The 9,835-nt window shown below is 41.6% G+C and carries 14 protein-coding genes and 2 pseudogenes; 11 read left to right on the top strand and 5 right to left on the bottom strand.

Features of this window, described 5'->3' with window-relative positions:
* Both H6G26_RS34470 and H6G26_RS34475 read left to right on the top strand, forming a co-directional pair.
* Positions 1-301: pseudogene (locus tag H6G26_RS34470) on the top strand (winged helix-turn-helix domain-containing protein); the annotation flags it as partial.
* Between the two features lie 46 nt (positions 302-347).
* Positions 348-539, top strand: a complete 192-nt coding sequence (locus H6G26_RS34475; protein WP_190735605.1) for a hypothetical protein — start codon at positions 348-350, stop codon at positions 537-539.
* Positions 540-829: 290 nt separating this feature from the next.
* Here H6G26_RS34475 and H6G26_RS44000 read toward each other — a convergent pair whose 3' ends face one another.
* Positions 830-952: a hypothetical protein gene (locus tag H6G26_RS44000; protein ID WP_277883946.1), complete on the bottom strand. Its 123-nt coding sequence runs from the start codon at positions 950-952 to the stop codon at positions 830-832.
* Between the two features lie 359 nt (positions 953-1,311).
* Here H6G26_RS44000 and H6G26_RS34480 point away from each other — a divergent pair, with 359 nt between their 5' ends.
* From H6G26_RS34480 to H6G26_RS34495, 4 genes and pseudogenes are all read left to right on the top strand, one after another.
* Positions 1,312-1,722, top strand: a complete 411-nt coding sequence (locus H6G26_RS34480; protein ID WP_190735606.1) for a response regulator — start codon at positions 1,312-1,314, stop codon at positions 1,720-1,722.
* A 253-nt stretch (positions 1,723-1,975) separates the two neighbouring features.
* Positions 1,976-2,707 carry a response regulator transcription factor RpaB gene (gene rpaB, locus H6G26_RS34485; protein ID WP_190735607.1) on the top strand — a complete coding sequence of 244 codons (732 nt, stop codon included), beginning with the start codon at positions 1,976-1,978 and terminating at the stop codon, positions 2,705-2,707.
* Positions 2,708-2,750: 43 nt separating this feature from the next.
* Positions 2,751-4,079: pseudogene (locus tag H6G26_RS34490) on the top strand (Rieske 2Fe-2S domain-containing protein).
* A 175-nt stretch (positions 4,080-4,254) separates the two neighbouring features.
* The gene (locus tag H6G26_RS34495; protein ID WP_190735609.1) at positions 4,255-4,395 is read left to right on the top strand and encodes a hypothetical protein; all 141 of its coding nucleotides are present in this window, start codon (positions 4,255-4,257) and stop codon (positions 4,393-4,395) included.
* A gap of 98 nt (positions 4,396-4,493) precedes the next feature.
* Here H6G26_RS34495 and H6G26_RS34500 read toward each other — a convergent pair whose 3' ends face one another.
* The gene (locus H6G26_RS34500; protein ID WP_190735611.1) at positions 4,494-4,799 is read right to left on the bottom strand and encodes a hypothetical protein; all 306 of its coding nucleotides are present in this window, start codon (positions 4,797-4,799) and stop codon (positions 4,494-4,496) included.
* Positions 4,800-4,965: 166 nt separating this feature from the next.
* Positions 4,966-5,376 (bottom strand): hypothetical protein, encoded by a 411-nt coding sequence (locus H6G26_RS34505; RefSeq protein WP_190735613.1) that lies wholly within the window; start codon positions 5,374-5,376, stop codon positions 4,966-4,968.
* 106 nt (positions 5,377-5,482) lie between these two features.
* Between H6G26_RS34505 and H6G26_RS44380 the strand changes: the two genes are divergently transcribed.
* From H6G26_RS44380 to H6G26_RS44015, 4 genes are all read left to right on the top strand, one after another.
* Positions 5,483-5,773, top strand: coding sequence for a hypothetical protein (locus tag H6G26_RS44380; protein ID WP_347242552.1), 291 nt, complete (start codon positions 5,483-5,485; stop codon positions 5,771-5,773).
* Positions 5,745-5,921, top strand: coding sequence for a hypothetical protein (locus H6G26_RS44385; protein ID WP_347242553.1), 177 nt, complete (start codon positions 5,745-5,747; stop codon positions 5,919-5,921). The genes H6G26_RS44380 and H6G26_RS44385 overlap by 29 nt, the downstream gene beginning before the upstream one ends.
* Entirely contained in the window at positions 5,848-6,495 is a 648-nt protein-coding gene (locus tag H6G26_RS34510; RefSeq protein ID WP_242054099.1) for a hypothetical protein, read from the top strand. Before H6G26_RS44385 ends, H6G26_RS34510 begins: the two co-directional genes overlap by 74 nt.
* A gap of 467 nt (positions 6,496-6,962) precedes the next feature.
* Positions 6,963-7,091 (top strand): hypothetical protein, encoded by a 129-nt coding sequence (locus tag H6G26_RS44015; RefSeq protein WP_277883949.1) that lies wholly within the window; start codon positions 6,963-6,965, stop codon positions 7,089-7,091.
* Between the two features lie 306 nt (positions 7,092-7,397).
* On the opposite strand, the gene H6G26_RS34515 is transcribed toward H6G26_RS44015, so the two are convergent.
* Positions 7,398-8,747, bottom strand: coding sequence for a cytochrome P450 (locus H6G26_RS34515; protein WP_190735615.1), 1,350 nt, complete (start codon positions 8,745-8,747; stop codon positions 7,398-7,400).
* Positions 8,748-9,236: 489 nt separating this feature from the next.
* On the opposite strand from H6G26_RS34515, the gene H6G26_RS44020 reads away from it, so the two are divergent.
* Positions 9,237-9,368: a hypothetical protein gene (locus H6G26_RS44020; RefSeq protein ID WP_277883948.1), complete on the top strand. Its 132-nt coding sequence runs from the start codon at positions 9,237-9,239 to the stop codon at positions 9,366-9,368.
* A gap of 302 nt (positions 9,369-9,670) precedes the next feature.
* On the opposite strand, the gene H6G26_RS34520 is transcribed toward H6G26_RS44020, so the two are convergent.
* A partial coding sequence (locus H6G26_RS34520) for an ATP-binding protein (RefSeq protein ID WP_190735616.1) occupies positions 9,671-9,835 on the bottom strand: 165 nt, incomplete at its 5' end.

Raw genomic sequence — 9,835 nt, forward strand, 5'->3', positions numbered from 1 at the left:
TCAAAATTGATACCAATAAGCGACAAGTCTACAAAGCAGGTGAGCGGATTCCATTAACGGGTGTAGAGTACAGCTTACTAGAATTATTGATGAGCTATCCCGGTAAATCTTTTACCCGTGGAGAAATATTGCAGCAAGTATGGGGTTATAACGTAGAACAACATGCAGATACTCGTGTGGTGGATGTGCATATCTCACGCTTGCGCTTGAAGTTAGAAGATGACCCGGAAAATCCAGAATATATACTTACACTTGAGGAAGTGGTTACTTTTTTCAACGAATTGCTCAACTAGAGCATTAATCACGAAACCGCCAAATATCACTCATCACATCCACAACAGCAGAAAATGTCCCAAGTGAAAGTTGATACCGTACTCTGTGTCAACGGCAGTGTCCTAATGGTTTTTTACACACCAGGGCATTGCTGGCAGTTTCGGATTATCAGCCGCACGGGTGGGATATTCGGGGAACAAAAGTTGTACTACAGTGCGGAAACAGCTTTGAGGATTGGGTTAGAGTGGTTGCGGGATGAACGGTGATGAGTGCGTATATGCGATCGCCGCCATTGTAATAGTCTGCGGTGCTTCATGATAGCCTTGAGCGCATTTCAGTCTTGGGAACCTCACTTATGGTGGGCGGGTATGCCATCGCACATAATTGTCCCTGTGTGGAGTTATTCGAGGTGATGATGGTATGCCGCTTCAGTGGCGAATGGCAACCATTAATTGTCACGCATCTGAAATATCTCAGTAAATGTTACTCTTGCCCATCTATTAAGTTTTGATCGAAATTCAATTGAAATTACGACGGGTAATTGAAAACTTAGCTATTAACGCCGTGTTGTATCCCCAGTGGTGCTTTGGGCTGAGGCGGGCATAAATAAAGGAGTTATGGCAAGACCCGCTACTAGAATGCTAAAGCCAATAACTTTAGATATGTCCGAACGCTTCATAATTAGAACTCTGTTTTGGGATTCATACTTTATCAGTGTCAAGCTGAAACATACATCAGTCCAAAGCTACACATGACGCTGCTTATATAGTCCTAATAAAGTAGTATTTTACTTAAATGAAAGCGTCAGCAGAGTGAGATTTCATCCTTCAATGCTTCACTTTAAGCAACGATTGGGTTCTTCAGGAGGAACGAAACTCAGTTGGGATAGGGCACTCAACTGCCACTGCCACTTTTCAAAAGCTGGTTAGCAAATATTCACATAAAACTTACGCTAGCAACTAACACCACAGTCAGACGAAAAAAGTTGTTGGTTTAACTATAACAGGACTTATAAGCCTATATGTTCCCTATTTCAATATGGTAGTTAAAAAAGGAGTCACACAAGATAGTACTAATAAGCTTATCCTTGTCTGCGATGATGTTGCAGACAACTGCTTTTTCTTCCAAACTCTTTTAGAAATGGAGGGTTATGAAGTTGAAATTGTGGAGTCGGGAGCGGCAGCGCTAGCTTTCCTTGAATCAAAAATACCCGATCTACTTCTACTAGATGTGATGATGCCTGGCATGGATGGGTACGAAGTCGCTCGGCGTATTCAAAATAACCCGATTTTACAAATTCTAAGTATTTTGTTAATTACGGCAAACGAAGAAGCGTTTTTTAGAAAGGAGCCTGATGTCAAGGTGGCTGGAGTTATCCGAAAGCCCGTTGAGCCGGATGCATTAATAGGATATGTCCAAGCAGCTCTACAGCTTGGGCATTATTTATGACCAGAATCTCTTGATGAAGTAAGGTTGTTGGGGCTATTTCTTGCCCACACCCAAACCTGCAACCCCGCCCCAACGGGGCTTGGTAGGTCGGGTGTTAATAATTACACGAAATTAGCAAGGTACACCAAATTTATGGAAAATACGAGTTCCTTGGTCAGAGATTTACGAATTAGGAAAAAAATTTTTTTTGAACTACTTCAGCCTGAGAATAGAGGGTTAAAAGTTCTCGCCGTTGGGGAGGATTGAGAAAAACTTGTCAGCACAGAAAGGAAAAATCCTGGTAGTAGATGACGAAGTCGGCATCCGCCGAATTTTGCAAACACGTCTAGAAATAATTGGCTATAGTGTGGTTACAGCTAATGATGGTGAAGAAGCTTTATCAGCTTTTCGTCTTTCGACTCCTGATTTGATAGTTCTGGATGTGATGATGCCAAAGCTGGATGGCTACGGTGTCTGTCAACAATTACGGAGAGAATCAAATGTGCCAATCATCATGCTCACAGCTTTGGCAGATGTAGCAGATCGAATCACCGGGCTAGAGTTAGGTGCTGATGACTATATGACAAAACCTTTCTCACCCAAGGAACTAGAAGCCCGAATTGCTTCTATACTAAGACGGCGCTTTCACAAAACTGATGTCAACGTTATTCCTAACTCTCTTGTAATCCATGTGAGCGATCTCAAAATCGATATCAATAAGCGGCAAATCCATAAAAATGAGCAACGCATTCGGTTGACAGGTGTAGAGTTTAGCTTATTAGAGTTGTTAGTGAATCAATCGGGAAAGATTTTTTCAAGGGTTGAAATATTACAGCAATTGTGGGGCTTTGTACCAGAGATGAATACAGACACCCGTGTGGTAGATGTGCATATTTCACGATTGCGGACAAAGGTAGAATCCGATCCGAATAACCCAGAATTTATTTTGACAGCAAGAGGTAGTGGTTATTTTTTCCCACGAATTATTGATTCAGAACAGGAATAGCAGAAAAATATGAGTAAGCTTAATTTAACGCTCCGATAATAAAATGGAACCCCAATTCAACTTTTTTCAGCATTGGTATCCAGTTTCGCCAGTTGAAGACTTAGATCCCAACCAACCAACACCTGTGACACTTTTGGGAGTGCGTTTAGTTATCTGGAAACCTAAATCATCCCCAGATTTCCGGGTGTTTTTAGATCAATGTCCCCACCGCAAGGCTCCCCTAAGCGAGGGGCGTATTGATGAGAATACGGGGAATTTAATGTGTAGCTATCACGGTTGGCAATTTGATGAGCAAGGAATTTGTACTCATATTCCCTAAGCGGAAAATCCAGAAGTTGTTAGCAAGAATCAGGAAAATCTGTGTATAGCACTACCAACTCGTCAGCAACAGGATTTACTTTGGGTGTGGGCAGATGTAAAATCGAGCCAACAAGCGGCTAAGACACCGTTACCATTATCGCCGCAAGTAGATACAAGTAAAGGCTTTGTTTGGTCTTCCTTTGTGAGAGATTTAGAGTATGACTGGCAAACTCTGGTAGAAAATGTCGCAGATCCAAGCCATGTTCCTTTTGCTCATCACGGTGTGCAAGGCAATCGCACTCTAGCACAACCTATACCAATCAAAATTTTGCAATCAACAGCAAATATAATTGAAGCAGCAACAGTTGGACGTTTTCAAACCACAATTACTTTTGAACCACCAAGTCGTTTAGAGTATGCCATCAAGTTTGGAGATAGCCAAAAGCAGGTTGGACTTGTAACCTATTGTCTACCAGTAGAGCCGGGAAAATCACGTATTGTCGCTCAGTTTACCCGAAACTTTGCCAAAACACTGCATAGTTTAATACCCCGTTGGTGGGATCATGTCAGTGTCCGCAATCAAGTTCTAGATGGAGACATGGTGTTGCTACAGCAGCAAGAATACTTTCTCCAACAGCAACAATCATCCTCTGATTGGAAAACAGCATATAAGCTACCAACAAGTGCAGATAGGTTAGTGATTGAGTATCGCAATTGGTTTGATAAGTATTGTCACGGACAGCTACCGTGGAATGAAGCCAGAATCAGTGTTGCAACAACCAGAAAGCTCAATGAAAATCGTGAACAAGTTTTGGATCGCTACAAACAGCATACGCAGCATTGTAGTAGCTGTCGCGGGGCATTGAAAGTTGTACAACGTTTGCAGGTAGGTCTATTGATATACTTTGCAATTGTTGTTAGCATTGTTGCGCTCCTTCCCGAAGCATTAAAAATGAAGCTGGGTTTACCCCTGGTTATGACAGCATTACTAGGTCTAGGAGGTTATGCTTGGTTGAAAATGTGGTTAAGTCCGAGGTTTTACTTTCTAGACTACATCCATGCCCGAAGATAGCAATCAAAGATTGGCTATAACCCGAATGTGTTTACTGTTGGCGTTTATCGTAAGGTAGGGCTTGTTAACTGTGGTCATCTTTGAGTGTTGGCGATCGCTCCGTTGCCCACAGCCACTCCTGATTCGGTAGAATACGAGTGTTTATGATCAAGGAAGTTCCTACAGCAGTATCCTAATGGTTTTTTACACGCCAGGGCATTGCTGGGAATTCCGTATCATCAGCCGCACGGGTGGGATATTCGGGGAACAAAAGATTTATTACACGGCGGAGACAGCTTTGAGGATTGGGTTAGAGCGGTTGCGGGATGAACGGTGATGAGTGCGTATACGATCCAAGATCAGCATTAATGGCAAGAGACAATCGTTTTTTAGGAAGGTGAATTTGCTCAAAATTTACCCTCATGCGATCGCATCTCAAGAATGATTTCGAGTCAACTGGAGTAAGATGGCTTCAAGACTTTGTAGCGCAGCGTTGGTAGTGCGTTGGTGTTCTTGAAAGTTACGTTGATGTTCTTCAAAGTTACGTTGATGTATTTCGTGGCTATCGCGTAACTCAAGTAGTACATCATCTAAGATTGCACTTCTGGCCAATACACGATTTACATTATCGGTAAGCAAATCTAATTGCTGTTGAGTATTGGATTGTCTCTCTGCTAGTCCCAATACTATTTGTTCAAGTCGGTCTAGTCTGCTAGGGAAATACTCAGGCGTGTCGGTCATATTACTTTCGTTAGTCCTCTACTAGGGATTATATAAAGTTGTGACATAGAATTGCACGTTATTTTAGCAGCAGTCTCCAGGCTGAACAGACTTTTACTATTAGACTACTAGTTTTGCTCAGGGCAAAAACCATAAGATGACATCTAATCTATAAGTTGTGCTTCTCTCAATTGTAATCGTTGCTATTAGGATCTGACAGTTGAATCATCTCGGTAAAACGTGAATACTTAACCGCATCGGTAAGGGGATAATCTGCCGATACTGCAATTAACCCAATTTTTAAATCCTCGAAATAAATCACACCCCCAATACGTCCTGCAATTTGGAAAGCTCCATGAAATAAATGATATCGAGCGATGTAAATCAGCAAAAAGTCACTAATCTTTATTGCCCTATCAAACATCTGCTGACAAGTTTTTTGAAGGACAGCATCTAGGTATTCATTATCGGCAGGTTCACCCAGGTCAGTAAATTCCGGTTGATCCGCAAAATGATCCATATAAAATAGCCAGATATCGGACAAGTCTGCGTCATTCGTGAGTTTTCGCTTAAGTTCTTGCAATTGGTCGATATTCATATTGTGAATATTGAGTAGATGGGATAAACAGACAGTACTGTTAAAAGTTATTAATTATTTTTGCATTAATGGGGGATAAAGAATTGCCACCAAAGGTTTCTAGCAAATGGTGGGGGACACTGTTTTCACAAAATGCCCCGGACTAATCTTTGTCAGACCGAGATTTGATGTTTACCGAGATATTTCCGCAGCAATCCATGCCATGTTCAAACGCTACAGTGATTTAGTGGAAGGGGTTGCACTAGATGAGGCATATCTAGATGTCACTGAGAATAAGCAAAACATCACCTACGCCTCTACGATCGCCTCCGGCGGGCGGTTACGCCATCGCAAGACACATCAAAACTGCAATTGTCCAAGAAACCCAACTGACGGCAACCGCAGGTGTGTCAATTAACAAGTTTCTTGCAAAAATGGCATCTTTCTCAGAACAAACCGAATGGATTGACAGTGATTTTACCCCAGGATGCGATGCCGTTCGCGGAGCGTCTCGTAGAGAAGGCGGGCGCTCGCGCCATCGCCTTTGTAAAGAAACTGCCGATTGAAAAGTTCCACGGCATTGGAGAAGTGACGGCGGCGAAGATGCACTCACTCGGCATTCATACTGGGGCAGATTTGAAGCAGCGTTCGTCGAAGACGTTGCCGAAGGCATCGCTTAGTGAGTTAACACACCACTTTGGGAAAGCTGGGCAATATTACTACAAGATTGCCAGAGCAGAAGATGACCGCCCAGTTGAGGCGAATCGGGTTCGCAAATCGATTGGTGCAGGAACCTCATTTGCACAAGACTTAAGCGATGTCGGTCAAATGTTGCAAGAACTCGAACAGATTGCCCAAATCGTCGAGCAACGGTTAGAGCAGCACGAAACACGGGGACGCACATTAACTCTGAAAGTCAAGTTTTCTGACTATCAGCAGATAACCCGCAGTAAGACAATGCTTGCTCCCATCAGTGAACTATCCACGATTTTTGAGATAGCTAAAGCACTGTTTGAGTCGATTGATCTGGAAAACCGCAATATTAGGTTGCTGGGTATTTCCTTGTCTAACCTTGATAACACCAAAGAAACCCAAGTTATTCAATTGCCACTATTTCAAAATGCAGGCATTATATTTTAGCTTAGGTATAGCTTACACTTGTGTGTCTGAACTGTCTCCCAATTCTTGTTGTAATTGGGATAGTTGATTTTTTAATGCTTCACCAGTGTGAATATAACTGAATTTCTTTCACTCTACATTTGACGATTTTGGACTATGAGCCATACTAAAAAAAGGCTCATGATTTCAGCAATCACTAACTATATTCTATATTTTCAAGCAGCCATTTGGCTAAGGGATAGTTGAAAATGAGTTGACATGATTGGTGAAAACTTATGGTTCTTCAGTACCTGTTATGCCAAATTATTAGTTAAAACTCAAAACTTGACTTAAAAATAAAGGTCAAAAGCCCAAATCATTGCCAAAACCCTAAAATGTTAGTATAAAGCCTTCATTTTTATTGAATAGCAAAGGTTTCAAGGTTTTATCAAGCCAAATTAGCATAATATGTAATGAAGAGCCAAACTTATTAGTAGGGAGGTGAAGTCATGAACCAGTCTCATGAGGAAGACAAAAATAAATTCCTTGACCCTCGTGGTCACTACTACGGACAAGTTAAACCAGAAAACTTACTGTTTAATGCTAACTTGCAAGAATTTTGTACGGTAACAAATTAAATGGCATTGAGACAAATTCCTATCATCAAGCTAACGCTTACCTACTTGATGAGGTTTGCAACAATTTGTGTTGGCATAGCCTGTAAGTTCTCTGCGCTGCTTCTAAGTTGAACGCTAGAGAGTTCAGGCTTCACATCCTCAAGGACATTAATTTGGCACTGCGACAAATAAAAAGTCACTGTACAAAAGCGATGAATGAGCAAAAAGTTAACAATGCAATTGTTTGGCTGCAATGAGGATAAATATACCCTGCTTTTGTTCTCAATAAGCCAAATATGTCCCAAAATAAAACATTCGTTTTGTTCGCTATGCAGCTAGAACAGGAATTTTACTTAGCTGCATTTTTAAACCATGTTTTGGGCGTAACGTTAATGATGGTTGAAGCACAACTGGATGGTCTGGTTGTAATGTCAAACTCCACAAGCGTGCAATAGTCGCTAAGAGTAAAGTCGCTTCCATCATGGCGAATGATTTACCAATGCATATCCGTGAGCCGCCACCAAAGGGAAAGTAGGCAAATGTGGGTAGTTTTTTTTGCAAATTATTTTCCCAACGTTCTGGCTCAAAAACACTTGGATTTTCAAAGAATCTCGAATCTCGATGCATCACCCACTGACTTATGAATACAGTTGTACCAGCTTTGATATTATGTCCTCCAAGAACACAGTTCTGCAAGGAAACTCGACTTATTGCCCATGCAGGTGGGTACAGCCGCATTGCTTCCATAACAACCTTCTGCGTATAGGATAAAGAATGAATATCTGAAAAAGTTGGTATACGGTTTCCCAATACTGTTTTTAATTCAGAATGCAATTTTGCTTGTACTTGCGGATGCTGTGAAAGCAAAAACCATGTCCATGTCATAGCATTAGCTGTTGTTTCGTGCCCTGCCAAAAACAGAGTCATCACTTCATCTCGCACTTGCCGATCCGTCATACCAGTTCCATTATCTTCATCTCGTACCTTTAGTAACAGTGAGAGTAAGTCGCCGATATCTTTACCGCTTTCTCGTCGCTCGTTAATAATCTTATAAACTATGATATTTAGTTGTTTAGTCGCTCGTTCATATCGGAAGTTACTAGGAGTAGGTATCCAACTTGGGAGTAGATATTGATTGCTAAGTTGGTTATTAAAGTCCATTACCGCGTCCAATGCCCTCTGTACGCCAAAAACTTCATTTCTAATATCAAAACCAAATAGCGTCTTTGACACTATTTTTTCTGTCAACGACATCATATCTTGATGAATATCACGGACTTCCCCATTTTGCCATTGCTCAACTAATTGATTAGTATAAGAAACCATTACATCAGCATAGGCTGCAATTCGCTCAAGATGAAAAGCCGGCTGTACTAAACGGCGTTGACGTTGCCAAAACTGACCTTCACTATTAAGTAAGCCGTTGCCTAAGAAGCGAAGTCCACGTCGGTAAACATTACTTTTGACAAAGTTGGGCTGCTGGGTAACTAAGACTTGCCCAATCAAATCAGGATGATTAATCATCATCGCTGGAAAAGGCCCTAAATCAAAGCGGAAAATGTCGCCATACTTACGTGCGGATTCTGTGAAAAAGGTTAGCACGTCTCTATTGATTTCAGGGAGATTACCAACAAGAAAATGTCCTTTAGGCCCAAGTGGAACTTGTGATGTATACATAAATAACTAGAGAAAAAATACCTTTTAAAAACTGTTATCTTCTTGTAATAATTTAGATGCGGTGGAAGTCCTTCGCTTTAGACATGAGGCTAAGGCGCAGGCGATTAAAATCGCCGTTTTAAAATCTATCTAACATTTAATTGCGATTATGCTAGTTGCAAACCCTTCTAGCCTATGGTTTACCTGGTTGTTTCAGCCTTTACCTTCAGGTAGATTTTGTTCTTGACTGTTTTTGAGGTTATGGTATTTAAATAGATTGAACGTAATTAGGCTCAGATTGCCCCCTCAAGACACGCCAGCGTCAGCCTGACACCGCCGCCAACCCCGGCAGCCGCCCCCCCGATAGAACTCCTGCTGTAAAAGAGACAGAACACCCAAAATTCCCAACCCCGACCAATGGTGATCGCCTTCTTCACAAGACCTCTTGCAAAAGTCTTTTGTTCATTCACTGTATCGACTGAATCATCATTTAATAAAATTGCCCCAGCTATGACCTATGCTGTCAAGGGATATCAGGAGATAGCCGCAGTGATGAAAGTAGGTTTTGGAGTGATTGCCCTCATACAGCGTTTCATGCGATCGCTGCCCTTGAGCAGTTCTAGGAGCAATGCACGAATATAACCTATGCTGTTAAGGAATATCAAGAGATAGCGACAGTGATGAGAGTAGGTTTTGGAGTGATTGTCCTCATGCAGTGCTTCATGGGATCGCTGTAGGCAAGATTTGCAGCACTTGTACAGCGGTCATAAGAGAATACAGCGCTTTAAGCGTTTGAAAGCTGTTGTAAATTAAATTTAGTTTAAGCTGACGGCAAGCTTTATGCATTACTCAGTGACCAATAGGAACAATCAGCCGAGTTTCTTCAGCTATAAGAATAAACTTCTCTGGAGAAACAAATCCTTGTTGCGGGTGCTGCCAACATACTAGAAATTTGAAACAAGTTGCTGAAGGGGAATACGAATAATAAACTCAGCACCAACTCCTGGCTGGGAAATGCATTCTAAAGAACCGCCATGTTTTTGTGTGATAATTTGGTAACTAATAGCCAGTCCCATCCCTGTACCTTGTCCAACAGTTTTGGTGGTAAA

This window comes from Nostoc sp. FACHB-888 (genome assembly GCF_014696655.1).
Classification (GTDB): domain Bacteria; phylum Cyanobacteriota; class Cyanobacteriia; order Cyanobacteriales; family Nostocaceae; genus Nostoc.

What these genes read in the sequence shown, in the direction of transcription:
- H6G26_RS44015 (WP_277883949.1), top strand. Translation starts at nt 6,963, where the DNA reads ATGAACCAGTCTCATGAGGAAGACAAAAATAAATTCCTTGACCCTCGT.
- H6G26_RS34510 (WP_242054099.1), top strand. Translation starts at nt 5,848, where the DNA reads ATGCCGTTCGCGGAGCGTCTCGTAGAGAAGGCGGGCGCTCGCGCCATC.
- H6G26_RS34515 (WP_190735615.1), bottom strand. Translation starts at nt 8,747, where the DNA reads ATGTATACATCACAAGTTCCACTTGGGCCTAAAGGACATTTTCTTGTT.
- H6G26_RS44020 (WP_277883948.1), top strand. Translation starts at nt 9,237, where the DNA reads ATGACCTATGCTGTCAAGGGATATCAGGAGATAGCCGCAGTGATGAAA.
- H6G26_RS34495 (WP_190735609.1), top strand. Translation starts at nt 4,255, where the DNA reads ATGGTTTTTTACACGCCAGGGCATTGCTGGGAATTCCGTATCATCAGC.
- H6G26_RS34500 (WP_190735611.1), bottom strand. Translation starts at nt 4,799, where the DNA reads ATGACCGACACGCCTGAGTATTTCCCTAGCAGACTAGACCGACTTGAA.
- H6G26_RS34475 (WP_190735605.1), top strand. Translation starts at nt 348, where the DNA reads ATGTCCCAAGTGAAAGTTGATACCGTACTCTGTGTCAACGGCAGTGTC.
- H6G26_RS44380 (WP_347242552.1), top strand. Translation starts at nt 5,483, where the DNA reads ATGGTGGGGGACACTGTTTTCACAAAATGCCCCGGACTAATCTTTGTC.
- H6G26_RS44000 (WP_277883946.1), bottom strand. Translation starts at nt 952, where the DNA reads ATGAAGCGTTCGGACATATCTAAAGTTATTGGCTTTAGCATTCTAGTA.
- H6G26_RS34480 (WP_190735606.1), top strand. Translation starts at nt 1,312, where the DNA reads ATGGTAGTTAAAAAAGGAGTCACACAAGATAGTACTAATAAGCTTATC.
- H6G26_RS34505 (WP_190735613.1), bottom strand. Translation starts at nt 5,376, where the DNA reads ATGAATATCGACCAATTGCAAGAACTTAAGCGAAAACTCACGAATGAC.